The sequence below is a fragment of the Arthrobacter sp. TE12232 genome (genome assembly GCF_054062615.1).
Genome location: NZ_JBSSFK010000001.1, coordinates 3,180,882 through 3,207,771, shown reverse-complemented (window position 1 = coordinate 3,207,771; position 26,890 = coordinate 3,180,882). Strand labels below are relative to the sequence as shown.

Here is a 26,890-nt window from a genome sequence, read left to right as displayed (position 1 = left end):
CGTTGATGTGGTGGTTTCTTGGGCTTTCATGCCCGGCTTAGGTGGCCTCGCCGCGCAGAAGCCGGGTGGCGGCGACGGCGGCGATGAGGGCAGTACCGGTGAACAACGGTTCAATCCAGAACGGCGCGCCAATGAGGGCCAGTCCCGTGGTGCCCACCTGGAGAGTGATAACGGCAACAATGGTCCCCCAGACATTAAACGTTCCGGGGAGGAATGCGGTGGCGCCGAGGAAGACTGCGGCATAGGCCGGCAGCAACATCGGTGGCCCCACTGTAGGGCTGCCGCTCCCGAGGATTCCTGCCTGGATGACGCCGGCGATGCCGGCCAGGGCGCCTGCGCCGGCGAAGGCGCCGATTGTGAGCCGGGGTACCGCGATCCCCGAGAGCCGTGCGGCGTCCCGTGACCCCCCAATGGCGTAAAGAAACCGCCCTGCAGGTGTCTGCGACAGTATGTACCAGAGGATCAGTCCAATGGCCGCCGCGGCGAGCACGGGCAACGGAATGCCAAGAAGGTTGCCTTGTCCCAGCTCTGTGAGCTCCTTGGGGATGTTCTCATAGAAGACGTTGCCGAGCGTGTAGGCGCCAATCAGCCCCGTGAGGATTGTACTCATGCCAATGGTCACGATGAATGAATTGATCCCGGCCTTGCTGACCAGCAGTCCATTGATGAGGCCGACGGCGGTGCAAGCCGCAACGGCGATGATGATGGCAGGGACCGCCGGCACGCCCTGCTGGGATGTCAGGCCGGTGACGAGAATCAGTCCAAGGCCCAGGTTGGCGGCGACGGAGAGATCAAGTTCACCGACGATGAGCGGCAGGAGGAGTCCAATTGCCAGAATCGTCAGAACCGCCTGAAGATTCAGCACCGTCTTGAGATTGTCAACAGTCGCAAATGTCTCGGGGGCCGCAACGGAGAAAACGACAATCAACAGCACCAGGAGCAGCGGCAGTGCTATCCGGGCAAAGAACAACGACAGAGGTTCGTTGGGCCGTCTGTTCATCAAACGCTTCCCGGTTTTCCGGGGGTCGCTGGTCGGCGGTGTTGCGGACGTCGGGTCTAGGGTCGAAGTCATTGTGTTGTTTCCTTAGTTCTTTCACCGTCGAAGTACATCGACTGTGTGACCTTGCCGGCGGTCAGGCCTGTGGTTGATTCGTCGGCGACGATCCGTCCGCGCCGGAGAGTGAGGATCCGATGACTGAGGGCAATCATCTGCTCGATCTCGGAGGAGATCAACAGGACTGCGGCCCCCCGTTCCGCCGCACTGCTAATGAGGTCGAATATTTCCGCCCGCGCACCAATGTCCACTCCTTGGACAGGTTCGTCAAAGATGACAATGTCGGGATTGGTCTCTAACCATTTGGCGATGACAACTTTTTGCTGATTTCCCCCGGAGAGCACCCGGAACAGCCTGCCGGACGAAGCCGGCCTGACGTCATAGTCGCGGATCTGTTGCGATATCCATTGCCGTTCCGCGGCTTTGGACACCCTGACGCCGTGCCAGAACCGGCCGATTGATGGCATCGTGAGGTTCTCACCGACGCTCATGTCGAGCACCCCGCCGTCCCGACGCCGGTTCTCCGGTATTAGGGCAATCTTCCGCGCCACCGCATCCCGGGGCGTCCTGAACCGACACTCTTTGCCCTGGACACTGATAGTGCCGCTCACGGGTTCCTGCGCACCAAAGAGAATCCGGGCGAGTTCGCTCCGGCCTGATCCCAGCATTCCTGCGATCCCGATGATTTCTCCCGCCCCGATTGTGAACGAGACGTCCCGGAGCCGTTTTCCGGAGATGCCGCGGACGTCCATGAGCTCTCGTCCGGTGAACTGTGGCCCATGTGCGCGGGTGACGGCCTCCACGTCTCGTCCAACGATCAGCCGAACGAGGCTGTCCCGGTCGGTATCGGCTATGTCGACCGTTTCCACGTTCCGGCCATCGCGCAGGATGGTCGCCCTGTCGGCAAATGCGGACAACTCTTCGAGTTTGTGGGTGACGTAGAGGACGGCCACGCCCCTGTCCACGACTCGTCGGACTGCTTTGAACAGCAGCGCGGCTTCCGAGTCGGGCAGAGCAGCCGTAGGTTCGTCTAGGACGAGGATCTTGGCCCCTTCGCCGGCCGAGCTCAGCGCTCGCGCTATGGCGACAATGGTCTGTTGGGCGATCGGGAGACGGCCGACCGGCGTGTCGGGGTCAAGATCCGGGTGCCCGAGAAGTGCCAGCTCTGCGGTGGTGTTTTCTCGCATCCGGGACCACGGGATCCGTGAGAAGAGCCCAGTCCCGTATCGTCTTGAGGCTTCGAAATTCTCGGTGATGGAAAGATTCGGAATAAGGCCCAGGTCCTGGTGAACGAACACCAAACCCATGGCCGCGGCCTGGGCGGGTTCGAACGGAAGGGTGACAGGCACACCGTCCAGAGTCATTTCGGCGCCTTCGTCCGGGTGATGGAAACCGGCAAGGCACTTGATGAGCGTGGACTTTCCGCAGCCGTTCTGGCCGAGGAGTGCGTGCACTTCACCCGAGCGCAGCTCGAGGTTCACGGCGTCGAGGGCCTTTTGCCCAACGAACGTCTTGGACAGCCCCCGCACCGTGAGCACAGTGCGGGGCGAATCGGAAGTCGTCATGTCAGCTGACCTTCCACAGTCCCTTGTAAAGGCCCACCGCGTCGAAGTCTCCATCCCAGCCGCCGGAGGCCGGGGCATTCTCGGCGGTGACGAGTTTGCCAGTGACGCCCTGGTCCTGGGGCTTCTGGCCGCTGAAGATCCTGTTCAGATTGTCCACCTGGCCATAGCCGGCACGGCCGAAGGCAAATCCGATGGAGGCCGCCTGGAACCCGCCCTTGCGGATCATCTCTGTGTTGGCGACGTCCGCGTCCACGGAAATCCCGAAAGCCTTCTTGGAGTCAGCCAGTCCGGCCTGCTGCAGACCCTGGGAGAAGAACAGCATGGCCGCGTCGAATCCTGCAAACAGCACGTTGTATCGGGGGTTGCTGCGCGCGAGCTGGGCCACCCGTCCGGGGGCCACGGTGCTGATTTCACCTGCCAGGAAGGAACTTTCCGCGACCTGCTCGCAGCCGGCTCCGGCGGCTTTGCAGTCATCGATGAACTGCTTAAGCCCACTCACCCGGGCCTTGACGGTGTCGAACTCCGGATCCGTCAGGACGATGAATTTGGGGGCCGAGTTGAAGCGCTTACGGGCTTCGAGGAAAGCGAACTCACCGAGCAGATAGCCCGCCTTGTTGTTAGCGTCCAGGGCGGGAATCAATGACTCGTACAGATCATCCTTGTTACCGCACATGTTGCAGGTGACTGCGATGCCTGCGTCTCGCGCGGACTTGATATCTCCTTGGACTGCAGCGGCGTCGATGGACGTCAGTGCGATGGCATCGACTTTCCGCGAAACTGCCCGCTGAATAGCGGCAGAGATCTTGGTGCTGTCGCTTGCGGGGTCGTCAATGGTCGCATCCCAGCCAAGGAGCCGTGAGGCTTCCTGCGTTGAACGGGCCGGTCGGGCGCACCCTTCCACGGCCATGGAACAGGGGATGATCACGATCTTCTTGGCCCCGGTGGAGAGCGATGCGCTGGCCGGGACGGGGTTGGTCGTTGGGGTCTGCGGCGCGGTTGCTGCCGCGACATCAGCGGTGACCTTGGTTGTAAACGCTGCCGAAGCGGCGGAATTCGTCTGTGATGTCTGACTGGATTGCGCGGACCCGCAGGCGGTGGTCAGCAGCATGAGACAGGCAAGCAAGGCCACGGCCGCGCTCCCCCGTTTGTGGTTTCTCCGTTGAAACATGTTGGGCCTCTCTGAATGCCATTGCAGTGGCTGGCGGCAGTATTTCGGTGGCCGGGACCAGTTGGGGACGCAATGGGTCTTGCCCTCATTGGCAATAGCATCAAGGTAGCAGGAATTTCCCACCATAACTAGATATTTGGTAGGAATTTCTACACCTTGGCCGAGCGTGTCATTCCACAGTGACGGACTTCGCGAGATTTCGGGGCTGATCAATGTCCAGCCCCTTGGCGCCGGCCAGGCTGGCTGCAAAGAGCTGCAGCGGGATGGCGGTCAGCAGGGGCGCCAGCAGGGGGCTGGACGCCGGCACGGTCAGCAACGCATCCGCCGTGGTCGCGGCATCACCCTCCTCCGCGACGGCGATGACCCGCCCCCCGCGCGCCTTGATTTCTTGGATTGTGGACATCATCTTCGCGTGCAAGACCGGGCTCGCGGCCGGCGAAGGCATGATGACCACGACAGCCTGGCCCGGCTCGATGAGGGCAATCGGGCCATGCTTGAGCTCGCCGGCGGCGAAGCCTTCGGCGTGGATGTAGGCGAGCTCCTTGAGCTTTAGGGCCCCTTCCATGGCAACCGGGTGCCCGACATGCCTACCAATGAAGAGCACTGCTGTCACGTCGGCCATTGATGCGGCGAGAGCTTCGATTTGGCCTGCGCCCGCCAGCACACTCTGGACCCTTCCTGGTATGCCGGCCAGTTCCCGTGCTGCGGCTGAGATTTCCGTCGGATCGCCGGAGCCCCGCATCTGGGCGAGATATAAAGCGAGCAGCAGTGTGGCTGTCACTTGGGTCAGGAACGCCTTTGTCGAGGCTACAGCCACCTCGGGTCCTGCGTGCGTGTAGAGCACCCCGTCGGCTTCACGGGGAATAGTGGCGCCGACGGTGTTGCAGATCGCGAGGACCGTCGCACCCTGTTCCCGCGCGTATCGAACGGCCATCAGGGTGTCCATCGTTTCGCCGGATTGCGAGATGGCAATCACGAGCGTGCGGTCGTCAACCAGTGGGCTCCGGTAGCGGAACTCGTGCGCTAGATCGACTTCAACGGGTATGCGGCACCAGCGTTCGAGCGCGTATTTGGCAATTTGGCCCCCGTAGGAGGCCGTGCCGCAGGCCACGATGACGATCTTTTGAATCCTCGCCAGTGCTTTGTCGCTGATTCCAAGCTCCCCCAGCGAAACTGCTCCGTCAGAGCCAAGCCGGCCACTGAGGGTGCGGCGGACGGCTTCGGGTTGCTCGTGGATCTCCTTGGCCATGAACGAAGAGTGGCCATCTTTGGTGGCTGCCGCGGCCTCCCATTCGACGGTGAATTCGTTCCCCACAGCGGGTCGGCCGCTGAAGTCGGTGATGACTACCGCATCCGCCGTGAGGGTGACAACCTGGTCCTGTCCGAGTTCGACGGCGCGGCGCGTGAAATCGATGAATCCAGAGACGTCCGATCCCAGGAAATTCTCACCGTCACCAAGGCCCACCACGAGAGGGGAATCCCTGCGGGCAGCCACGATGAGGCCTGGGTGGTCGGCATGCACCGCAAGGATAGTGAAGGACCCCTCCAGCTCCTGGCATGTCCGGCGCATCGCAGCGGCAAGAGGGCCGTCGCCGGCCCGATCCCCATCCAGGCTGCGGTAGTTATCCGCCAGAAGGGCCGCCGCAACCTCGGAATCGGTCTCCGAACGGAACACGTGGCCCCGGGCTGCCAGCCGGCTCCGCAAAAGTGAATCGTTCTCGATGATCCCGTTATGTATGACGGCGAGCCGGCCATCGTCAGCCTGATGCGGGTGGGCGTTTACATCGGTCGGCGCCCCGTGCGTCGCCCACCGGGTGTGCCCAATGCCTACCGCTGCTGCCGGCAGGGGCTCCGCTTTCACGAGTGCCGCGAGGTTCGCCAGCTTTCCGGCCTTCTTGCGCACATGAACGCTCCCCCCGGCCAGGACCGCGACTCCTGCGGAGTCGTACCCCCTGTATTCCAGGCGTCGAAGGCCCTCGAGGACCACACTTACCGCCAAGCTCGTCACCCCGGCCTCAGCCGATCCCACCCTGCCTGCATATCCCACAATTCCACACATAAGAACGACCCTACGTGAGGTTGGAACTTTCTTCCAAAAGTTATTGCACGGTTGAAAATTTCTGCTACTGTAGTGACCAACAGCACCCCAAAGTTCAGAGTGGCGACGCTCGTGGACGCGAGAAAGGCTCTTGAAGAATGTTGTCCCGTACACAAAGGCGTGCACCGAAGATCAAAACCGCGGTGGCCATCCTGATCGCGGCCGGACTCGCCATCGGAGCTTCAGGATGTTCCGGAGCCTCAGGCAGTTCCAAACCTCTCGTCGGGCTCATCACCAAAACCGACGACAACCCGTATTACGTCAAGATGCGCGAAGGTGCCCAGCAGAAGGCAGCGGAACTCGGCTTCGAGCTGCAGGCGCTGTCCGGCCAGGGCCAGAGTGACAATGACTCCCAGGTCAAAGCGATAGAAAATCTGATCGCCCGGGGAGCGAAGGGCATCATGATCGCCCCTTCCGACTCCGAAGCCATCCTTCCCGCCATCAAGAAGGCACGCGACGCCGGAGTCTTTGTCGCCGTGCTGGATTCCCCCACCAATCCGGCCTCGGCCGCCGACGCAACCTACGCCACGGACAATTTCCAGGCCGGAGTACTCATCGGGAAGTGGGCCGCCACCCAGTTCAGCGGCAAGCAGGCCCGCATCGCCATGCTGGATCTGAGCCCCGCCCAGGTCGCCGTCGACGTCCAAAGAGACCAAGGATTCCTCCAGGGGTTCGGCATCGACGTCGCCGACAAGTCCAAGATCGGCGACGAGTCAGACTCCCGCATCGTCGGCCACGAAGTCACCAACGCCAACGAAGCTGGCGGCCGGACCGCCATGGAGAAGCTCCTCCAGCGTGACCGGAGCATCAACCTCGTGTACACCATCAACGAGCCGGCCGCTGCTGGCGCGTTCGAATCCATCAAGGCCGCGGGCCTCGAGAACAAAGTGACAGTGGTCTCCATCGACGGCGGCTGTCCCGGAGTCAAGGATGTCAAAGCCGGAGCCATCGGAGCCACGTCAATGCAGTTTCCCCTGAAGATGGCCGGTGACGCACTTCAGGCCATCAGCGCCTATATCAAGGACGGCACCAGGCCTGCAACCAGCCAGGGCCTGGACTTCACCAACACGGGCGTGACGCTCATCAGCGACAAGCCCGCCGCCGGAGTCGACTCCAAGGACACGGCCTGGGGTCTGGCGAACTGCTGGGGATGAGCCCCATTCCCCCCAGGACACCACCTCTTTGAACAGCGAAGGTACACACCATGAAGTCCGTATCATCACCGCCAACTGCGCCGGCACCCCCGCGCCGGGTCGGGGAACGCCTCGTCGACCAGCCGCAAGTCCCGCTCCTGGGCCGCATCCAGCGGGCCATGCACGCCCACCCATTGCTGGGGCCGACTGCCGTGCTCATCCTCGCCTGCATTTTCTTCACCGTCGCGGTCGGACCCCGCTTCATCGAGCCCCTGAACATCTCCCTGATCCTGCAACAGGTCCAGATCATCGGCATGGTCGGCATCGCACAGACCCTGATCATCCTGACCGGAGGCATTGACCTGTCCGTGGCGGCAGCCATGGTCTTCAGCACCGTGATCGCCGGCAAGCTGGCCGCCGAAGCGGGCACTCCCCCGCTGCTGGCGCTGCTCCTGGCTCTGTTGACCGGTGCAGTGTGCGGATCCCTCAACGGCGCCCTGGTCACCCGGTTCCGGGTACCGCCCTTCATCGCGACCCTCGGCACCCTCAGCATCTTTACCGCCCTTAACCTCTATGTCTCCGGCAGCCAGACGGTCAAGGCAAATGCACTGCCTGACCTGCTCCTGTGGCCCGGCCAGACGTTTCGTGTTCTGGGGGCGCCGGTAACGTTTGGCTCGGTCCTCGTCCTGGCAGCCTTCATCATCGTCAGCTACATCCTCCGGCGCACCGCCTGGGGCGAACACATCTACGCCGTCGGAGACAACGCCGAAGGGGCGCGCCTGAGCGGTATCCGCACCAGCAGGGTGCTCATGAGCGTCTACATCGTCGCCGGCGTCGTCTGCGCCATTGCCGGATGGCTTCTCATCGGGCGCGTCGGCTCCGTCAGCCCGTTCTCCGGAGAAGGTGTAAACCTTGCCAGCATCACAGCCGTCGTCATCGGAGGCACCAGTCTCTTCGGCGGCCGCGGACACGTGCCCGGCACACTGCTAGGCGCCCTGATCATCGGGGTGTTCAGCAACGGTCTGACACTCACAGGCGTGGACGTGCTCTGGCAGGTCTTCACCACAGGCGTCCTGGTCATCGTGGCCGTCGGCCTGGACCAGTGGACACGAAAGGTCGCAGGATGACAACGACAAGCAACCCAGCCCGGATCCGGCAGATCACGCCAATCCTCTCCGCCCGGAACCTGGTCAAACGCTACGGGCACGTCACCGCACTTGCCGGAGCGGACCTGACCCTGTACCCCGGAGAAGTCCTCGCCGTGATCGGAGACAACGGCGCCGGGAAATCATCCCTCATCAAATGCCTGTCCGGCGCAGTGGTGCCCGACGAAGGAGAAATCAGGGTCAAAGGAAAACCCGAACGGTTCCGCACCCCGCTTGATGCCAGGTCAGCAGGAATCGAAACCGTCTACCAGCACCTTGCTTTGGCCCCAGCCCGGGACATAGCGGCCAATGTCTTCCTGGGCCGGGAGCTCCGCAAGCCGGGACCCCTTGGATGGGGACTGCGGATGCTGGACCGCAAGGCCATGCGCCAGGAAACGGCGAAGATCCTCGGCGACCTCGGTCTGTTGACGATCCAGAACATCGGCCAGGCCGTGGAAACACTATCGGGCGGTCAACGCCAGGGCGTCGCCGTCGCCCGCGCAGCAGCGTTCGGAAGCCGTGTCATCATCATGGATGAACCCACAGCCGCGCTGGGCGTGAAGGAATCGGCCAAAGTCCTCAACCTCATCGCCGAGATCAGAGACCGGGGAATTCCAGTCATCCTCATCAGCCACGACATGCCGCACGTCTTCGAAGTAGCCGACAGAATCCACATTCAGAGGCTCGGCCGGCGGATCGCTTGCGTGCAGAAGACCGAGATCACGATGAACGACGCCGTCTCCCTCATGACCGGAGCCCAGGCACCCCCGGAAGACCATGATCCCGAATCCATCCCCGAGCGGCTGGTGAGGCAATGAATTCCCAGCCCATCATTCGCACCCTGGCAGACGGACCCGGTCTGGGCTACCTTACCAAGGCAGCCACACCATCCGAGGACATCAAATTCTGGTGGCTGGGCCAGGCGGGATTTGCACTCGAACATGTCGGACGCAGGGTACTTCTGGACCCCTACCTCTCGGACAGCCTCGCCACCAAGTACGCCGGCACCATATTCCCCCACACCCGTCTCCACCCAGTGCCCGTGGACCCCTCAGAAATCCAAGGGGTCAGCGCAGTACTTCACAGCCACGCCCACACCGACCACCTGGACCCGGCTACCGTGCAGGCGCTCCAGACGCGGAACAGCCCCCGGTTCATTGCCCCGAGGGCGCGTGCCCAGATCGCCCTGGACCGCCACGTCCCGGCCAGCTCATTCACACCGGTCACGGCCGGTGACCGGGTCGAACTGGCCCCGGACATCACGGTCACCGCAGTTCCCGCCGCACACGAAACACTCGAAGCCGACGAGCACGGGGACTCGGTGTTCCTGGGCTACGTCATCGACATCGCCGGATTCCGGATCTACCACTCAGGCGACTGCGTCCCCTACGAAGGCCAGTCCCAACTGCTCCGTCAGCACGGCGTGGATCTGGCATTGCTGCCCATCAACGGCCGCGACAGCCACCGGCTGACAAACGGCGTACCCGGAAACTTCACGGTTGAAGAAGCCATCGGGCTGTGTTCGGCAGCGCGCATACCCGCCATGGTGGGGCACCACTTCGGACTCTTCGACTTCAACACCATCAACCCCGACGATGCCGCCGCCGAATTTGCCCGCACTGCGGGAGATCTTCAGTGGACGGTCCCGACCGTCGGACGACCCTACAGCGTCACCGTACCCAGGACAGACGCTGTCCTGCAGGAAGAGAGCATCAGTCATGAACGCTGAGGATCTGGAAGATACGCTTCGCCGGCTCGCCATTGTTCCCGTCATTGAGATCGAATATGCCGACGACGCTATTCCGCTCGGCCGGACGCTGGTCGAAGCCGGTCTTCCCATCGCGGAAGTCACCTTCAGAACGGATGCGGCCGCCGAAGCAATTGCCCGCATGGTCGAGAACGTCCCCGGGCTTCTGGTGGGAGCCGGCACCGTACTGTCCGAAGAGGACGTGGACGCCGCCGCAGACGCCGGCGCGCACTTCATCGTCTCTCCCGGCCTCAACGCCGCCGTCGTCCGGCGCGCCCGGGAACGTTTCGTGCCGATCATTCCCGGCGTCACATCGCCGACGGAAATTGAGGCAGCCAGGTCCCTTGGGCTGCGACTGCTGAAACTCTTCCCGGCCGAGGCCATAGGAGGCATCCGGCTGGTCCGGGCGCTCAGCGCACCGTACCCGGACGTGTCCTTCATGCCGACCGGAGGAATCACGCCCGAGACGGTCACAGCCTGGCTGGGACAGCCTTCCGTCGTCGCGTGTGGCGGCTCCTGGATCGCGACCCGCGACGCCGTCGCAGGCCGTCGCTGGGAAGAAATACGCACCAACGCCGCGCAGGCTGCCGAACTCGCCGCCGACGCGATCCGATCCCACGCGGCATCATCGTAACGGCCGCCGCGTCCCGCCGGGTCACGGCCCTACCCCAACACTTTTCTGCAAGTTCCATCATCCAAGAGGAGAAAACAAAATGAGCGAAACATACGTCCCCCAGCCCGGAGTTGCCTTGGCCGGCAAAGTCGCCGTCATCAGCGGAGCAGCGTCCGGAATCGGCGAGGCCGTTGCCCGGATCTTCGCCGCCAACGAAAGCAAGGTCCTGCTCGTGGACATCGACGAAGAACGACTGGAAAAGGTTACCGCCAGCATCCGCGGCTACGGCCGGGGAGAAGTGCACTCCATCCTCGCCGACGTCACCGACGAACAGTCCGTCATCGACCTCTTTGCCTGGGCCAAGAACACGTGGGGCAGCGTTGACCTCATCGTCAACAGCGCCGGACGCGACTCCCTGGCCCCACCGGTAGTGGACGTCACCCTTGACGAGTGGAACAAGACGATGACCCCGAACCTGACGGCCGTGTTCCTGATGTGCCGGGAGGCCTTCAGGATCATGGAAAAGCAGGAAAACGGCGGACGCATCATCAACATGGGTTCGTCCTCTGCGCGCGTCGCGTCGGGACCCGGGCACAGCCCGTACCGCGCCTCCAAGCACGGCCTGATGGGCTTCAGCAAGAACATCTTGCTCGAAGGCAAGGACAAGAAGATCGGCGTCACCGTCATCAACCCGTCCCACGTCAAGACCCCGATGACCGAAATCATCGACAAGGGCCTCTACGACGGCGACGTCCCCGCCTACATCGACGGCTGGCTTGACGAGAAGGAACTCAACGAAGGCATCCACGCCAGCTGCATCGAGGTGGACAACGTCGCCGAAATCACCCTGTTCGTGGCAACGCGGACCCCCGACGTCACCATCCCGCAGATCGCGCTCTACCCGACGCATAAGGCCCACCGCTACGGCATGGAGGTCTAAGACACCATGAAAGCTGCCATCCTTAACGGACTCAACGATCTGGAATACGCGGACATCCCGGATCCAGACCCGGTCGGGGACAACCCCGTGCTGGTGCGTGTCGGCGCCGTCGGAGTCTGCGGATCCGATGTGCTCCGTTACGGGCACGGCAAGGCGTATCACTACCCCCTGGTGCTCGGACATGAGTTTTCGGCCATCGTCGAGGAAGCCCCGCACAGCCCCGGCCTTACGCCGGGGGACCGCGCGGCGGTCTTTCCGCTGCTGCACAGGCACGATGACCCGATGTCCGAGATCGGCGAATATGCGCTGGGCACCGGATACGACTACTTCGGCTCCCGCAGGCACGGTGCCATGTCCGAGAGGATGTGGGTGCCAGAGCGCAGCATCTTCCGCGTTCCAAACGACATGCCCCTCACCCACGCGGCCATGGTGGAACCTGCCGGAGTTGCCCTGCACGCCATGCTGAAGGTGGAGATCCCCACCCATGCCACGGCCCTGGTGATTGGAGCCGGCCCCATCGGCGCCCTCGCCGCGCAGTGGCTGCGGATTCTGGGCTGTTCCCGTGTCCTGGTGGCCGATATCGACGACCGTAAGCTGGAGATCATGACCGGCCTCGGCTTCGAGACTCTCGATGCCAAAACGGGTGACACGGCCGAACTTGCCAAGACAGCCACCGGCGGGTGGGGTCCGCAGATCGCCGTCGAGGCGACTGGAAATCCGAACGCGCTGGTCCAGGCGATCGACGCAGCGTCAGTCCAGGGGCAGGTGGTCCTTCTCGGGGACCTGAGCGGGGACCTGCATCTGTCCAAGGCCGCCGTCTCCTCGCTCCTGCGGCGGGAATTGCGGCTCTACGGGACGTGGAACGCCAAAGTTGTGCCCAAGGGCCGCAGCGAATGGGACATGGTCATCGCCCATCTGGGCCGCGATCTCCACGTGGACGAACTGATCAGCCATGTCCTGCCCCTCGAGGCGGCGCCCGCAACATTCAGGAAGCTCACCGACCGGGCAATCTGGTACAACAAAGTGCTCTTCGCTGTTTCGGACGAGGCGCAGGCGGAGGTGCGGACCCAGTGAAAGCAGCACGCCTCCATTCCCCGGGCAAGATCACAGTCGACGAAATCCCGACGCCAATTGCGGGAGTTAGCGACATCGTCATCAAAGTCCAGGCAGCGTCAATTTGCGGAACTGACCGGCGGATCGCCGCCAACGGGCACTTCAAACTGCAGGACGGGACCCCACGCGTGCTCGGCCACGAATTTGCCGGGGAAATCACCGAGGCAGGCAGTGAAGTCGTGGGCTACGCCGTGGGTGACCGGGTCAGCGTCACGCCGAACGTCGGCTGCGGGCGATGCGCGAACTGCCTCGTGGGCTTGAATAACATGTGTCCCTCCTACGAAGCCTTCGGCATCACCATGGACGGCGGCTTCCAGGAATACGTGCGCATACCCGGCTTCGCCATCAACCGGGGCAACGTGTTCCACTTGCCCGGGAGCGTGACGTACGCAGAAGCGGCCCTAGTGGAACCACTTTCGTGCTGCTACAACGCTGTCAGCAAGCTAGGCGTGGGGCCCAGCACCACGGTGTTGATCATGGGCGCCGGACCCATCGGCGCCTGCCACGTCATGCTGAGCAAACTCTACGGTGCCCGGAAAATCATCGTCTCAAACAACAGGCAGCCGCGTCTGGACTTCGCTGCATCCGTCGGGGCAGACGTACTGGTCAACCTCACCGAACGCGACCTTGCCACCGTGGTGGATGAAGAGACCGGAGGCCGTGGCATAGACGTTGCCCTGACGTGCGTGTCCAAACCCGAAGTGCAGGCGCAGGCGGTCCAGCTGCTGGCCACCCACGGACGCGTGAACTTCTTTGCAGGACTCGGTAAGGCACAGACCGTGCCGCTGGACACCAACAGGGTCCACTACCAGGGCCTGACACTCACGGGGACGACAGGGTCAAGCAACTCCGATTATGCCGAATCCCTTCGGCTCGTCGGAGAGCGCCGCCTGGACCTCTCGCCACTGGTCAGCCAGACATTCACACTGGATGACATCGAGAAGGCCATGGCCTACGCAGGATCGGGCCAAGGGATGAAAGCCATGATCCTTTTCGAATCGAATTAACGCGTTGCACCAACCCGCAACGCGCACAGAAATGGATCGGCGATGACGACGAAGTACATCATGGCGCTGGATGCCGGGACAACCGGCATCCGGGCAATAATTTACAACTCAGACGTGGAGATCGTAGGCGAAGCCAGCCAGGAATTCACCCAGATATACCCCAAGCCGGGGTGGGTGGAACACGACCCCATGGAAATCTGGAACACCCAACTCGCCGTGGCCCGCCGCGCGCTACTGGGGGCCAACATCGACCCGCACGACATCGGTGCCATCGGCGTGACCAACCAACGCGAAACAACAGTCATCTGGGACCGGGGCACCGGCAAACCCATCATGAACGCCATCGTCTGGCAGGACCGGCGAACAGCAGGCGCGTGTGACGGCCTAAAGGAGAAGGGCCTGGAGGACCATGTCCGCTCCACAACGGGCCTGGTCATAGACGCCTACTTCTCCGGTACCAAGATTGCGTGGATGCTGGACCATGTACCTGGTGCACGAGTCCGGGCAGAGGCCGGCGAACTGTGCTTCGGCACCATCGATAGCTGGCTCATCTGGAACCTGACCGCCGGGGCAGCGCACGTCACGGACTACTCCAACGCTGCCCGGACGATGCTGTTCAACATCAACACGCTGGACTGGGACGACAAACTGCTCACCGAGATCGGCGTACCCCGGCTCATCCTTCCCGAAGTGCGTCCCAGCAGCGAGATCTACGGATACACCTGCGACGGAATCTTCGCCGGCGCCCACATCCCGGTCGCCGCGGCCATCGGCGACCAACAGGCAGCGTTATTCGGTCAGGCGTGTTTCGACCGCGGAATGGTCAAGGCCACCTACGGCACGGGCGCCAGCCTGGTCATGAACACCGGAGACAAGCCCGTCAGCTCGGCAAATGGCATGCTGACCACGATTGCCTGGGGTATCGGCGGCAAGGTCGAGTATGCGCTCGAAGGACTGATCTTCGTGGCAGCGGCGTCAATCCAATGGCTGCGGGATGAGTTGCGGGTCATCTACGACGCGGCCGACAGCGAATACGCTGCGATGCGGGTCGAGGATTCCGGCGGGGTGTATGTTGTACCCGCGTTCACCGGCCTGGCTGCACCCTACTGGGATCCGTATGCCCGCGGGGCGATCCTCGGACTGACGAGGGGATCGAGCCGGAACCACATTATCCGGGCCACCCTGGAATCCATCGCGTTCCAGATCAAGGACGTGATTAATTGCATGGAAGCCGACGCCGGTCTCCCCGTCTCGGAAATCCGGGTCGACGGTGGGGCTGTGCGCAACAACTTCCTCATGCAGTTCCAGGCCGACATGGTGAACGTCCCGGTCCTTCGTCCACGCCAGGTGGAGTCGACCGCGCGAGGTGCTGCGCTTCTCGCGGGCCTGGCCTGCGGATTTTGGAACAGCCAGGACGAACTGCGGGACACGTTTGCGCTCGACCGGGCCTTTGTTCCGGACATGTCAGAAGAAAAGCGCTCGGCCCTGTACGCCGGCTGGCAGAAGGCCGTCGCCCGCGCCTGCGACTGGGAAGAACACGAATCCACCACCCCACCGACCACCACACTCTAGGAGCGCCCTGTGACGCTACTGCCCGCCGTCGAACCGACGATGTACTTCATCGGTGTCACGACGAACAAATCCTCCATCATGAAAGTCTTCCCGGCCTGGGCCAAAGAGCTCGGCCTGAATGCGACCCTCAAAGGCATTGATCTGCCGTTGGGCGCGCCACGGGAGGCCTACCGGGACGTCGTCGGTTTCCTGAAATCCGACCCGATGTCGCTCGGGGCACTGGTAACGACCCACAAATTGGACATTGTCAGCGCTGCCCGCGACCTCTTCGACGACTTTGGCCCCGATGCGCAGCTCTTGCACGAGATCAGCAGCATCAGCAAACGGTCCCCGCGCCTCTGGGGCAACGCCATGGACGCCGTCACCAGCGGCCTGTCTCTGGAAGCCATCCTTCCCGAAAACTACTGGAAAGACTCGCCGGCAGACCTGGTATTGCTCGGCGCCGGCGGGTCCTCCCTGGCACTCACCCTGTACCTGCACCAGCGCGCCGCCGCTGGCCTCCCCGGTCCCAAGAAAATCATTGTCACCAACCGCCGGAGTCTGCGGCTCGAGGAAATGCGGGAAATGCACGTCAGGATCAGCAGCACGCTGCCGATCACGTACGTCCAGGCAACGGACGAATCGACCAACGACGACGTCGTTGCCAACGCGTCTCCCGGATCCCTGATCATCAACGCCACCGGACTGGGCAAAGACCGTCCTGGTTCGCCGCTGACCGACAGTGTCACTTTCCCCCAGGGAGCCATCGCCTGGGATTTCAACTACCGCGGCGATCTGGTCTTCCTGGACCAGGCCCGGGCGCAACAACCGGAGCAACAGGTCCGGGTGGAGGACGGCTGGGTGTATTTCATCCACGGCTGGACCCGCGTGATCGCCGACGTATTCAACATCGACATTCCCACCCGGGGAGCGGACTTTGACCGCCTCTCCGATATTGCCCACACCGTATCCCAGAAGGAGAACCTCTCATGAACACCACCCCCGCAACGACTGTCGAAGCAGTCGTCACCGACTTCAACGTGGTCACCGGACTGTCAAAAAGCAAAGCCCCCCTGCAGCGCCGCCTCTCCGCCATGGCCGAGATGTACGCCGACCAGGAGGCCGCCACCGCTCAGCTCACCAAGGAGGACGTGCTCGTGTACGAGTTCTTCGACATGGGGGTCCCATCCACCAGCGGCGACGTGGCATACGGAACAAGCATCACGTATCCGGGAAAGGTGGGCGATGAGTACCACATGACCAAGGGACACTTCCATGAAGTCCTGGACACGGCGGAAATCTACTACTGCCTGAGCGGACGCGGTTACATGCTTATGGAAAACCCTGAAGGCGACTGGCAGGCGGCCGAATTCACCCCGGGCCAGGCGGTCTACGTCCCGCGCCGCTACGCCCACCGCAGCATCAATGTGTCCGATACCGAGCCGCTCGTAACTTTCTTCGCCTTCCCCGGACACGCCGGCCACGACTACGGGACAATCGAAACCAAGGGATTCCGCAAGCTGTGCGTCGAAAGCGACGGCAAGCCGGAGTTCATTGACAATCCCCGCTGGCAGGCCTGAGCTCCATGCCGCCAACTGGAACAACAGCCACCGGCCGGAAGGGCCGCATCGCAGTGACCCCCCGCTCACTTTCGGGCGGGGGGCACCCGGCCCTCAGGCTGCTGGAAGACGCCGGATACGATCTCGTGTTTCCGGCCCCCGGCGCCGTACCCAGTGAGGAACAAATCCGGTCCTCCCTATGTGACTGTGTCGGCTATCTAGCCGGGACCGAAGTCCTTTCCGGCGCGTTGCTGGAAGAACTTCCGAACCTTCGGGCCATCTCCCGGAACGGCGTGGGCGTTGACTCCATCGACCAGGAGGCAGCTGCTCGTCTTGGCATAAGTGTCGTCACGGCGCCGGGAACAAATTCCCAGGGAGTCGCGGAACTAACGATCGCGCTCATGCTGGCCAGCTGCCGCAGTATCCCTTGGCATGACACGCAACTGAAATCAGGGGACTGGAAGCGCCGGCAGGGCCGCGAAATCTCCGGCCAGGTTCTGGGTGTCATCGGGTGCGGACAGATAGGCCGCCGGGTGGCCTCCCTGGCTTTGGGGCTGGGGATGAAAGTGCTGGCGTTCGATGAATACCCCTTGGCATCCTTCAATCCGTCTCCCGATTTCTCCTGGGCGCCATTGGAGACTGTCCTGTCAGCAAGCCAGATCATATCGCTTCATATGCCGCCGGCAGGCCTCCCTGTCCTTGGCGCCGAGGCGATCGGGCTGCTCCGGGACGGCGCCATCGTTATCAATACTGCCAGGGCGTCGCTCATAGACGACGCAGCAATGCTGCAAGCTCTGGACTCCGGACGGGTGGACACTCTCGCCACCGACGTATTTAGCGCGGAACCGCCTGCACCGAGCAAATTGATTTCGCATCCGAGGGTCATCACCACCCCGCACATCGGTGGATACACTAGGGAAAGCGTGGATCGAGCCACCGAAGCCGCGGTGGAAAACCTGCTGAACGCGCTGGCCACATAGCCCTAGACCGGAGATTGCACAATGACGGAGACCTCTACAGGAGGCGGACTGCTGCACCGAATATCGGGGCGGTTGCCGTACCTGCCACCCTCGCTTCGTCTGGTAGCCGAGGCAGTGCTGAAGTCCCCCGAGCAGGCCCAGTCCATGACCATCACCGAACTCGCCCTCGCTGCCGGCGTCGGAGAATCGACTGTGTCCAGGTTCGTGAAAGAACTGGGCATCGATGGTTACAAATCCATGATGCTCGGCCTGGCCGAAGCTACCTTCATCTCCAAAGCTGCAAGCGGCGCACAGTCAACGAATTCGGAGGTCGTTTACGAAGGCGTCAACCGCGGAGACTCAACAGAAGATATCGCCGGGAAGGTCGAACGAAGCAGCATACAGTCCCTCAGACGGACCGCGAACCGACAAGATATTAAGTCCATCGAGCGCGCGGTCGACATCATCGACGCCTCCAACACCGTGATCTTCTGCTGCATGGGATCATCCAGCATCGCGGCTGAGGAAGCTGTCATGCGCTTCACCCGGGCCGGCAAGAAGTGCATGTTGTACCGGGACACGACGATCCAGGTCATGTTGGCGGCCATCATCGAGCCCGGAGATTTGCTGATCGGAATCAGCGACTCCGGCCAAAGTACCCCCATCATCGACGCGATGCACTTGGCCCAAAAACGCGGGGCGGCGACTATTGCCATCACCGGCACCGAGGGTTCCCCGCTGCACGAATACGCGGATGTTCTCTTATACACCGCCACTGTTCCCAGCGGCGGGGAACTCTACGGAGAATCCGTAACGAGCAAATGGGGTCAGCTGCTGGTAATCGATATTCTGTACGCCGCCTACGCGAGCCGGCATTATGATGCCACCGTCGAACACCTCAGGCAGACGTACCAAGGCGCAATTCGCCAATCACGAAGCAGCCCCCCGATATCTCCACATTAGTTCCTTTGGACGCCTCGGACGACGGAAATGGATCGCAGACGGGAATCTGCACTCATGCAGTGCCGGCGTCTCGCGACTCGGGTGCGGTGCCGGCACCAGGCCGGATCTTGAAGAGCCGGCAGGACCTTCTCTCAGGCCCAGCCCTCCACCCAGTTCAGAAGGTCGGTTGCTTCCAGAGATTCGCGCGTCAGGTCAGCCATTGGTTTCTGGTCCGGCGAAGCGGGTATTGCGATGACTTTCATCCCCGCGGAGCGCGCGGCGGAGGCCCCGGCCTCGGAGTCTTCGAAAGCCAGGCAATCCTCCGGACATAAATTCAGGGCGTCCACGGCGGCCAGATACACGTCCGGTTCCGGTTTCGGATTGGCGACTTCGTCTGCGGAAATCGTGACGCTGAACCCCCCGTCGAACGCGCCACGAAGCAGCGTCTGATCCAAGATGCGCCGGGCGGAATTGCTGGCCACTGCCACCGGGACTCGCGAGGAGACCGCCGCGACGAAGGATCGCGCACCCGGCATCGGCACGGCAGATTGAGCCACCATGGCCATATTGACCTGGAGTAATTGTTCAACAAGTAATCCCGGGTCCTGTCCCGCACGAGAGGCAATCAACGGCCCTATTCGGCTGGCGGGGAGGCCAACGAGACGGTGCTGCAAGTCGGCGTCGAAGAGGACGCCATGGCTTTCGCTGACAAGACGCTGGGTTTGAATCCAAAGGGATTCGGTATCCATCAGTAGCCCATCGCAGTCGAAAACCACTGCGCGGGGCTGCCAGTCGCCAAAAGTCCGTGGAAAATCTGAACGGGCTGCCCGTCCGTACAGTGCGCGACGCGCGGCACTGACCGCCCCGTCGGGACGACGGCCGCACGCATCATCTAGCACCTAGAGATACTAACAAAATGCACCGCCATGGGCCCATGAAGGCTTCACAATTGCTCCACTTCCTCCGGCGTTTCGCCTCGCCGGAATGTCTCTTGACGTGTTCCATCCGTGCCTGAACCCTGCGAATCGCGTCCGGATCGAATTTCGAAGGCCGACCATAAATTGCATGGCCCATATGGCATATGCTCGGACCACATCGAATGACGGCATCGTTCTCCGCGAGGTCAGCGTACGGACGGGCACCCGCCTGGGAAAGTTGCGCTTGAGCCCCCGCGGGGGCGGCGGCAGATTACACACAGATCGTGCAACGCTAGGTGCATGGATCTGGAGGTGTCGCCCGCGCTCACGATTCCCGCGTCGGAACTCGGCTGGAGATTCTCGCGTTCGTCCGGGCCTGGCGGTCAACACGTCAATACCTCGGACAGCCGCGTCGAACTCTCATGGAACGTCGCCGCCTCAGCGGCGCTGTCGGAGGGCCAACGGCTGCGGCTGGTCACGCGTCTCGGACCGCGGCTCATCGCCGGGGTGATCACCGTGACCGCCTCCGAGCGGCGCTCCCAGCTGCGCAATCGCGAGATTGCATTGGCCAAGCTCGCAGCACTCGTGGCAGAGGGCCTTGCCCCCGATGCTGCTCGACGCCGGGCGACCAAACCCACGCGGGGCTCGAACCGCCGGCGCCTGGCCGCCAAGGAACAGCGGGCCGCGACGAAACAGCAGCGCAGGCGCCCGTCCGCCGAATAACGGGGTCTCTCCCGTGCTCGTCGATGCCTACACCGACAACAAGGTGGGCCGACGTGCGCCGCCTGCTGGCCGGACCGCAGCGGCCCACCGCGATTTTTGCGTTCAACGACCTCTCCTGCATTGGCGCGCTCTCGGCCGCCGCCGACCAGGGCCTGACGGTGCCGGGCGACCTCTCGCTGGTCGGCTACGACAACACGTACCTCGCCCGCATCCGCCACCTGTCCCTAACCTCGGTGGACAACGGCAACTTCGCCGTGGGCCTGCAGGCAGGCAGGTACATCCTTGAACGGCGGGAAACCCGGGATCTTCCGCAGCGGCTGCATCTCGTTCCGACGCAGCTGGTGGTGCGGGGTTCCACGGGGCATCCCCCGGACAGCGCCTAAGCGGAGCCGTTCCAGAGCCGCCGCCACCAGGACTGGGCCGGTTCCGGCTCGGTGGGAGCAGCGGCGGCCGCGGCAGCCCGGCGCCCCCGCCAGCGGTCCAGTTCGACGTCGACGTCGCGCGTCTTGGTGATCACCGGCGGGCCGCCCTGAAGCTGCCGCCGGGCATCGATGACCCGAGCGTTGAAGTCCTCCACCATCTCGCGCACCTGCTTCTCGCCGAACTGGGCATCGAGCCGGGCATCGAGTTCGGCGTCCTCGGTGCGGAGCAGGATCGCCTTCGGGCCCAGGCCGGAGATATTCTCCCGCTGGATCAGGCCCTTAACCCACCAGTCGGGGTCGTACACCTCCCCCAGGCCCGGGATGGGTTTACCGGCGTACTTGAGGTTGTCGAACTTGCCCTGCGCCATGGCGTCGCGGATCAGGTACTCGGCCTTGGCGGCGTCGTCAATCTTGGCCCGTTTCTGCCGGAGTTCCTCCTCGGCGGCGTTCAGCGCATCATTCTCCTGGGCCGTGCTGCCGGAGGCCCGCACGCCACGAAGTTCCGCCGCGCGCTCCACCCGGCGCCGGAACGCGCTGCTGGACCCGCTCACCCCGCTGCTCATCAGCCACCACCGTCCTCGCCTGCCGGAATCGCGGATCTGCCTTCCCAGTATGAGGAACAGCCTGGCCCCGGCGAAAGGGTTGGCAGGCGATTGGATTGCCGAACTCCCTGCGCCCCGGGGCCGCCCGCAGTCCACAGCCGAGACGGGACCCTAACGCCCCCGTAACCCGGTGTTAACCCAACCGTGCAAGGCTGGGGACTTCGGAAACTAAGCATCCTTCCCATCTTTCCTGCAGAACAGATCCCGAGGAGTTGCAGCCGTGAACAGCCAAGAGCGCCGTCCGTCCGGAAGCCCCCAGCCCGCCAGCAGTGAGGAAGGAACCCGGGATCTGAGCAGCACGCACGTCACGCATGTCCGGGAAGATGTGGCCCTGGCAGGACGGTGCGCCAATGTCCACTTGCCCACCGGGCGCACCTGCACGTTGCCCGTGCGGCATCCGGGCTCGTGCAAGTTCGTCGGCCCTGGGGACGCGGACAACATCGCCGTGCACTAAACCAGTGCACTAAGCCAGCGCACCAAACCGCAGCGCACTGGGCGCCTGTGCAGCGGGTTCCGGCGCATTAACATGCGGTGATGGCTCCTGGCGCCACCCAAACAGCACCCCGGGCGCAGTTTTGTGCAAGTATTACGCCAGCCCCGGCGACGCGGGGCACTCCGCGGCTACGATGATCGGACTTGAGCACCGGATCTAGCTGAGGGAGATCACGTGTCTCGTGAGGATCTACGGCAGCGCGCCGAAAGCGCATCGGCTGAGGGACTGTCGGCCGACAAGACTTCTGCGGCGCCGCGGCCCGCACAACTTGACGCCACGGCGCTGACCCGCGCGGGCATTGCCGGCTGGGCTGCCCGTCTGGGACCTCCCGGGCCGGAAGCGCCCCGGTCCCGGCGGCTGGCCCATCTTGGCGGCCTTGCCGCGATCGCGGCCCTGGTCCTGTACCTGACATGGCGTGTGCTGTTCACGATGCCGTCCGGCGAATGGAACCTGACCATCGCCTGGATGCTGGTGACCTTCGAGGCCCTCCCGCTGGCCGGCCTCATCCTGAAGGCGTGGTCCGTGTGGAACATCGACAGCCATCCGCCGGCGCCGGTGACCGAGGCCCCCAACGGCATGCGGGTCGCAGTCCTGATCCCCACGTACAACGAGCCCATCGAGGTGCTGACGCCCACGGTGGCCGCGGCCTGCGAGCTCGCCCCGGACCATGAGACCTGGGTCCTCGACGACGGCGACCGGCCCTGGGTTGAGGAAATGTGCGCCGCCTACGGCGCCCGCTACGTCCGCCGAGACGTCCACGACCACGCCAAGGCCGGCAACATGAACCACGCGCTGGGCCTGATGGCCGCGGAAAAGGGCGCAGGCGGCCCGGGCATCGACATCATCGCGGTGCTGGACTGCGACCACGTCCCGCTGCCCACCTTCCTCACCGCCACGCTGGGCTGGTTCGAGGATCCGGAGATCGCCCTGATCCAGGGTCCGCAGTCCTTCTACAACGGCGGCGCGTTCGACGACGACGGCATCACCGGCGAGCAGGGCACCTTCTTCAACGTCCTCATGGCCTCCCGCAACGTTCCCGGCGCCGGGCCCTTCTGGTGCGGGTCGACGTCGTTGTTGCGGATGAGCGCCCTGGAAGAGGTGGGCGGTGTGGCCACCGAAACCATCACCGAGGACATGCACACCACACTCAAACTCATCCGGCGCGGCTGGCGGACCGTGTACCACCACCAGACCCTCGCCGTCGGGCTGGCGCCGGCGACGCCGGACCAGTACCTGCTGCAGCGGCGGCGCTGGGGCATGGGCGCGATGCAGATCCTGGTCCACGAGAAACTGTGGGCGGCCAAGGGTTGGATGTCGTGGCGGAACTACCACGAGTACCTCAACGGCACGCTGTGGTGGCTGGAGGGCATCGCCACACTGGTGGCCTTCCTGATTCCGGTGCTGATCATGCTGTCCGGGGCTCAGACCTCCACCGCCGGTCCGCTGCTGTTCACCGGGGTCTTCCTGGTCATGTTCACCGTGCGGCTGTGGGGCTCCAAGCAGCTCATGCGCAACGAAATCCATTGGCCCACGGCCTTCGCCCTGCGGATCTTCCGCGTCCCGGTTGGCTTGGCGTGCCTCTGGTGGCTCATGTCCCGGAACGTCCTGGAGTTCCAGGTCACGCCCAAGGGCGCCGCGGATTCGCGGCTCCGCGGCCGGACGCCGCGGATTCTGATCGTGATGGTGGTTCTCATCACCGCGGTCATTCTGTACGCCGCCGCCGGGCTGGCCGGCCTGGTTCCCTGGCGCACGACGCCCGGTTCCACGGTGGCCTCTGGCGCCTGGCTGGTGCTCGCCGGCGCGGTCCTGGTCCTCGGCACCCGGCGGATCCGGGCCGCCGAATTCGCCACGTCCCGCCGCAACGCGCACCGGATTGAAGTGAAGGCGCCCGTGGAGGCCGAGGGTGTCCGCGGCGAGCTACTGGACATCTCCGTCGGCGGCGCGGCCGTAAGGTTCCCGCATGGAACGCTGCCGGCCTCGGGCCTGGTCACACTCCGGCTCCCCGAAGCCGCGCCGGTCCAGCTGCAGGTCATCCGGACCACCGAGCAGCAGGACGGATCCCAGACCGCGTCTCTGCGGGCGGCCGACGACGACTGGGCCGCCTACCGTGCGCTCTCGTTGTGGATCTTCCACACTCCCGCAGGGGCGCTGCCCGAATTCCCGCCGGGTGTTCCGGCCGCGGCGTCGCTCCGGGGCCGCTGAGGATCGCGGGCCCTCCGAGGTAGGTCGCCGACGCCGCCACCGGGTCAGCCACGGAGGCCGAGGTAGATGCCCGTGTGGTCCAGGTCGCCGTGGCCCGCGGAGACCATCGCCTGAAACGCCGTCAGGAGGCTTCCGGCGAGGGGCAAGTTCAGGCCCGCCCCCGCGGCGACCTCAGCGATGAATCCGAGGTCTTTGAGCTGGTTCTTGGCCGATCCGCCGCCTGCGAAGTCGGTGTCAATCCACCGCTGCCCTTTTTGCCGGAGCACCTCGGAGTTCGCGAGTCCTCCGGCCAGGATTGACTGGACCCGTTCAAGATCCAGCCCGGAGGCTTCGGCGAGCGCCATGGCTTCTGCCAGCGCGGTGACGGTGGCGGCAACGACGATCTGGTTGCAGGCCTTGACGGTCGATCCGGCACCGGTGTCGCCGAACCAGGCGACCGTGGAGCTGTATAGCCGGAAGAGCGGCGTGAGCTGCTCCACAACGTGGCGGGGTCCGCCAATCATGGTGCTTAGCCGGCCCTCTTCGGCGCCGATGGTGCCGCCGCTGAGCGGTGCATCAATGACCGTCACCCCGTGTTCGCGCTGGCATTCGGCGGCGAAGGCCGCGACGGCTACAGGCGAGACCGTGCCATGGATGACCAGTACGGGGTTGACGATCCCGGCAGCCTTCCACGCGGCCAGGAGCCCGTCCTGTCCTTCCAGGAGCCGCTGAACATTCGGGAGGTCGGGCAGCACGGTCAGCACCACGTCGCTGGCCGCATCCGCCGGGGAGGCGGCAACGCGGCCGCCGGCGATGGCCTCGGCCTTGTGCGCCGTGCGGTTCCAAAGCGTCAGGGGGACGGCCGCGGCGATGATGTTCCGGGCGATCGGGGCGCCCATGGGACCTGTTCCCAGCAGGGCCACTGACGTGGGCAGTCCGGTGGAAGTAACCTTCATTGTTTGCGGTCTCCTGGCTTAGAAGGGGATGAGCCCGGCGAGGGCGGGGAGGAAGGTGCTGAACCAGGGAACCGCGGCCAGCACGAGGAGCCCGATGAACAGGGCCGCCAGGTAGGGCCAGAAGTGCTTGAGGCTGTTTTCCACGGTTTCGCGGGCGGTGGCGCAGGCGACGTAGAAGCCGACGCCCGCCGGAGGAGCGAACGAGCCGATGCCCATGGAGATGATGAGGACCATGGCGTACTGGACCGGGTTGACGCCGAAGTCCGTGGCGATCGGCAGCAGCAGCGGGGCAAAGATGAGTACTGCCGGCAGCCCCTCGAGCAGCTGGCCCATGATGATGAGCAGGATCACCGTGAACAGCATGAACAGGACCGGGGAGTCGCCGAGTCCGGACATGAGGTCGTGGATCTGCTGCGAGACGCCGGCGAGTGCGAGGGTCTGGGCCAGGGGCGAGGCCGCGGCGATGATGAAGAGCACCATGCCCGCCGTCGTCGTCGTTTCACGCAAGGTGTCACCGAGGAGTTTCTTGCTGCCGCGGCGGTAGGCGGCGGCCAGGACGAACGCGTAGGCCACCGCGACAGAGGAGACCTCCGTCGGGGTCGCGAAACCGGTGAGGATGCCCGCCACCATGCCGACCGGCAGGAGGAGAGTTGGCAGCGCGAAGAATGTCGCCGAGCCGCGTGCGCGCCAGGTGGCCTTGGGGCTGGCGACGCCGCCCTGCTTGCGGGCCCGCAGGAACACGAGGCCCATGACGACGAGCGCCAGGAACGCCGCGGGAATGAACCCGGCCAGGAACAGGGTGGTGGTGGAGATGGTCGTGATGGAACCGAGAACTAGCAGCACGATGCTGGGCGGGATCGTTTCGCCCATGATGGCCGACGCCGATAGGACAGCGACCACCTCGCCGCGCGGGTATTTGCGTTCCTCCAGCATGCCGCGCATCGTGGTGCCCACGGCGGCGACGTCGGCGACTTTGGATCCGGAGATGCCGGAGAAGATGTACATGGTGACGACGACCACCTGCAGCAGGCCGCCGCGCAGATGGCCGATGAGGGCGTCAACGAGCTTGGCCAGCGGCAGGGTGAGGCCGGCGGAGTTCATGACCGTGCCGGCGAGGATGAAGAACGGGATGGCCAGCAGCACGAACCCCTTGGCGCCTGAGGCCATTCCGATCGGGATGGCGCTGACATCGGAAATGCCGCCGAGGTAGAGGTAGATTCCGGACGCCAGGGCCAGGACAAAGGCGATCGGGAGACCCAGGAAGAGCAGCAGGAACAGCACTGCGAGCACCACGCCGAGGAGGACGTTCGGCGATGCGTAGTAGAAAAGGGGCGGGGCCAGGAGAACGACGGCGACCATCGCCGCGGCGATCCCGGCGGCAACCAGAACGGGACGGCGTTCCTGCCGCCAGAGCTTGACGAGCGCGAACCATGCGATGAGCACCATGCCGGCAGAGAAAGGCATCGAAACCCAGAACACGGGCAGCTGCAGGATCGGCGTCTTTTCGTCGATCTGCTGGGCGAGGGTCGGCACGAAGAGGGTGAATGCGCCGGCGCTCATGACGAAGACGAGCCAGTCGATCAAGGCCGCCAGATAGGGCTTCCACCCCGCGGGCAGGCGCATGATGAGTGCCTGCACCGACATGTGCGCGCCCTTGGGATAGGCGATCGCTCCGCCGATGAAGGCAATCGTCAGGAGTGCTATCTCGGATACTTCCTGGGTCCAGAGCACGGAGTCGCCGGTGACGAGCCTGACCATGATGTTCAGCAGGATGACCAGGAGCTCGGCGAGGATCGCCGCGCCCACGATCCACTCCAGTGTTCTGTCGAACCAGAGTCCCCCGCTCCAGCGCGAAGCGACGTGACCGTGGTGCAGGATCTCTTCCGCGTCAGACGGAATGACCTCCTCGAGTTCCTCGGGAGCGAGGGCGTGTTTCATGTTCTTCCAGACTGTCGACATTGAGAGCGGGAGGGCGGGCAGGGGCGGGAGGCCGGGAAGACGC

At 64.0% G+C, this 26,890-nt stretch carries 25 protein-coding genes; 17 read left to right on the top strand and 8 right to left on the bottom strand.

Translation table 11 applies throughout. The features are described from left to right. Window positions 1-37: 37 nt before the first annotated feature. Genes ACVWZ7_RS14240 through glmS form a run of 4 tightly spaced genes read right to left on the bottom strand, consistent with a single transcriptional unit; the run spans window position 38 to window position 5,846 of the window. Window positions 38-1,072, bottom strand: a complete 1,035-nt coding sequence (locus ACVWZ7_RS14240; RefSeq protein ID WP_456508251.1) for an ABC transporter permease — start codon at window positions 1,070-1,072, stop codon at window positions 38-40. Continuing rightward, window positions 1,069-2,619 (bottom strand): sugar ABC transporter ATP-binding protein, encoded by a 1,551-nt coding sequence (locus ACVWZ7_RS14235; protein WP_456508250.1) that lies wholly within the window; start codon window positions 2,617-2,619, stop codon window positions 1,069-1,071. Before ACVWZ7_RS14235 ends, ACVWZ7_RS14240 begins: the two co-directional genes overlap by 4 nt. Before the next feature lies 1 nt (window position 2,620). Continuing rightward, window positions 2,621-4,000 carry a sugar ABC transporter substrate-binding protein gene (locus tag ACVWZ7_RS14230; RefSeq protein ID WP_344366793.1) on the bottom strand — a complete coding sequence of 460 codons (1,380 nt, stop codon included), beginning with the start codon at window positions 3,998-4,000 and terminating at the stop codon, window positions 2,621-2,623. Further along, window positions 3,957-5,846, bottom strand: coding sequence for a glutamine--fructose-6-phosphate transaminase (isomerizing) (gene glmS, locus ACVWZ7_RS14225; RefSeq protein WP_456508249.1), 1,890 nt, complete (start codon window positions 5,844-5,846; stop codon window positions 3,957-3,959). Before glmS ends, ACVWZ7_RS14230 begins: the two co-directional genes overlap by 44 nt. Before the next feature lie 137 nt (window positions 5,847-5,983). On the opposite strand from glmS, the gene ACVWZ7_RS14220 reads away from it, so the two are divergent. The 13 genes from ACVWZ7_RS14220 (at window position 5,984) to ACVWZ7_RS14160 (ending at window position 18,615) form a co-directional block, all read left to right on the top strand. Continuing rightward, complete coding sequence (locus tag ACVWZ7_RS14220; protein ID WP_344366797.1) at window positions 5,984-7,039, top strand: substrate-binding domain-containing protein; 1,056 nt, start codon at window positions 5,984-5,986, stop codon at window positions 7,037-7,039. 50 nt (window positions 7,040-7,089) lie between these two features. Further along, the gene (locus ACVWZ7_RS14215; RefSeq protein WP_456508248.1) at window positions 7,090-8,145 is read left to right on the top strand and encodes an ABC transporter permease; all 1,056 of its coding nucleotides are present in this window, start codon (window positions 7,090-7,092) and stop codon (window positions 8,143-8,145) included. Further along, window positions 8,142-8,981: an ATP-binding cassette domain-containing protein gene (locus ACVWZ7_RS14210; RefSeq protein WP_456508247.1), complete on the top strand. Its 840-nt coding sequence runs from the start codon at window positions 8,142-8,144 to the stop codon at window positions 8,979-8,981. Before ACVWZ7_RS14215 ends, ACVWZ7_RS14210 begins: the two co-directional genes overlap by 4 nt. Further along, window positions 8,978-9,892: an MBL fold metallo-hydrolase gene (locus ACVWZ7_RS14205; protein WP_456508246.1), complete on the top strand. Its 915-nt coding sequence runs from the start codon at window positions 8,978-8,980 to the stop codon at window positions 9,890-9,892. Before ACVWZ7_RS14210 ends, ACVWZ7_RS14205 begins: the two co-directional genes overlap by 4 nt. Next, a complete protein-coding gene (gene eda / locus ACVWZ7_RS14200) occupies window positions 9,882-10,544 on the top strand; it encodes a bifunctional 4-hydroxy-2-oxoglutarate aldolase/2-dehydro-3-deoxy-phosphogluconate aldolase (RefSeq protein WP_116766213.1) in 663 nt (220 codons plus the stop codon). Before ACVWZ7_RS14205 ends, eda begins: the two co-directional genes overlap by 11 nt. 79 nt (window positions 10,545-10,623) lie before the next feature. Beyond that, on the top strand, window positions 10,624-11,463 hold the full coding sequence (locus tag ACVWZ7_RS14195) for an SDR family oxidoreductase (protein WP_091253117.1): 840 nt from the start codon (window positions 10,624-10,626) through the stop codon (window positions 11,461-11,463). A gap of 6 nt (window positions 11,464-11,469) precedes the next feature. Then, on the top strand, window positions 11,470-12,537 hold the full coding sequence (locus ACVWZ7_RS14190) for a galactitol-1-phosphate 5-dehydrogenase (protein WP_456508245.1): 1,068 nt from the start codon (window positions 11,470-11,472) through the stop codon (window positions 12,535-12,537). Beyond that, entirely contained in the window at window positions 12,534-13,583 is a 1,050-nt protein-coding gene (locus ACVWZ7_RS14185) for a zinc-dependent dehydrogenase (protein ID WP_456508244.1), read from the top strand. The genes ACVWZ7_RS14190 and ACVWZ7_RS14185 overlap by 4 nt, the downstream gene beginning before the upstream one ends. 42 nt (window positions 13,584-13,625) lie before the next feature. Next, window positions 13,626-15,155 (top strand): glycerol kinase GlpK, encoded by a 1,530-nt coding sequence (glpK, locus tag ACVWZ7_RS14180; protein ID WP_344366811.1) that lies wholly within the window; start codon window positions 13,626-13,628, stop codon window positions 15,153-15,155. Between the two features lie 9 nt (window positions 15,156-15,164). Next, window positions 15,165-16,127 (top strand): shikimate dehydrogenase family protein, encoded by a 963-nt coding sequence (locus ACVWZ7_RS14175; RefSeq protein WP_456508243.1) that lies wholly within the window; start codon window positions 15,165-15,167, stop codon window positions 16,125-16,127. After that, window positions 16,124-16,714: a glucose-6-phosphate isomerase gene (locus ACVWZ7_RS14170; protein WP_344366816.1), complete on the top strand. Its 591-nt coding sequence runs from the start codon at window positions 16,124-16,126 to the stop codon at window positions 16,712-16,714. Before ACVWZ7_RS14175 ends, ACVWZ7_RS14170 begins: the two co-directional genes overlap by 4 nt. Before the next feature lie 5 nt (window positions 16,715-16,719). Next, entirely contained in the window at window positions 16,720-17,673 is a 954-nt protein-coding gene (locus ACVWZ7_RS14165) for a phosphoglycerate dehydrogenase (protein ID WP_456508242.1), read from the top strand. A gap of 21 nt (window positions 17,674-17,694) precedes the next feature. Further along, window positions 17,695-18,615: a MurR/RpiR family transcriptional regulator gene (locus ACVWZ7_RS14160; protein ID WP_344366820.1), complete on the top strand. Its 921-nt coding sequence runs from the start codon at window positions 17,695-17,697 to the stop codon at window positions 18,613-18,615. Window positions 18,616-18,746: 131 nt separating this feature from the next. Here ACVWZ7_RS14160 and ACVWZ7_RS14155 read toward each other — a convergent pair whose 3' ends face one another. Continuing rightward, window positions 18,747-19,433 carry an HAD family hydrolase gene (locus ACVWZ7_RS14155; protein ID WP_344367150.1) on the bottom strand — a complete coding sequence of 229 codons (687 nt, stop codon included), beginning with the start codon at window positions 19,431-19,433 and terminating at the stop codon, window positions 18,747-18,749. A 378-nt stretch (window positions 19,434-19,811) separates the two neighbouring features. On the opposite strand from ACVWZ7_RS14155, the gene arfB reads away from it, so the two are divergent. After that, complete coding sequence (gene arfB, locus ACVWZ7_RS14150; RefSeq protein ID WP_456508241.1) at window positions 19,812-20,234, top strand: alternative ribosome rescue aminoacyl-tRNA hydrolase ArfB; 423 nt, start codon at window positions 19,812-19,814, stop codon at window positions 20,232-20,234. Window positions 20,235-20,287: 53 nt separating this feature from the next. Continuing rightward, on the top strand, window positions 20,288-20,617 hold the full coding sequence (locus ACVWZ7_RS14145; protein ID WP_456508240.1) for a substrate-binding domain-containing protein: 330 nt from the start codon (window positions 20,288-20,290) through the stop codon (window positions 20,615-20,617). Here ACVWZ7_RS14145 and ACVWZ7_RS14140 read toward each other — a convergent pair. Beyond that, entirely contained in the window at window positions 20,614-21,219 is a 606-nt protein-coding gene (locus tag ACVWZ7_RS14140; protein WP_456508239.1) for a DnaJ family domain-containing protein, read from the bottom strand. The genes ACVWZ7_RS14145 and ACVWZ7_RS14140 overlap by 4 nt on opposite strands. Window positions 21,220-21,478: 259 nt before the next feature. Here ACVWZ7_RS14140 and ACVWZ7_RS14135 point away from each other — a divergent pair, with 259 nt between their 5' ends. Next, window positions 21,479-21,712, top strand: coding sequence for a hypothetical protein (locus ACVWZ7_RS14135; protein WP_456508238.1), 234 nt, complete (start codon window positions 21,479-21,481; stop codon window positions 21,710-21,712). Window positions 21,713-21,925: 213 nt separating this feature from the next. Then, window positions 21,926-23,953, top strand: coding sequence for a glycosyltransferase family 2 protein (locus ACVWZ7_RS14130; protein ID WP_456508237.1), 2,028 nt, complete (start codon window positions 21,926-21,928; stop codon window positions 23,951-23,953). Between the two features lie 44 nt (window positions 23,954-23,997). Here ACVWZ7_RS14130 and ACVWZ7_RS14125 read toward each other — a convergent pair whose 3' ends face one another. Both ACVWZ7_RS14125 and ACVWZ7_RS14120 read right to left on the bottom strand, forming a co-directional pair. Beyond that, window positions 23,998-24,888, bottom strand: coding sequence for an NAD(P)-dependent oxidoreductase (locus tag ACVWZ7_RS14125; RefSeq protein WP_456508236.1), 891 nt, complete (start codon window positions 24,886-24,888; stop codon window positions 23,998-24,000). 18 nt (window positions 24,889-24,906) lie between these two features. Further along, complete coding sequence (locus ACVWZ7_RS14120) at window positions 24,907-26,826, bottom strand: TRAP transporter large permease (RefSeq protein WP_456508235.1); 1,920 nt, start codon at window positions 26,824-26,826, stop codon at window positions 24,907-24,909. Window positions 26,827-26,890: the final 64 nt, after the last annotated feature.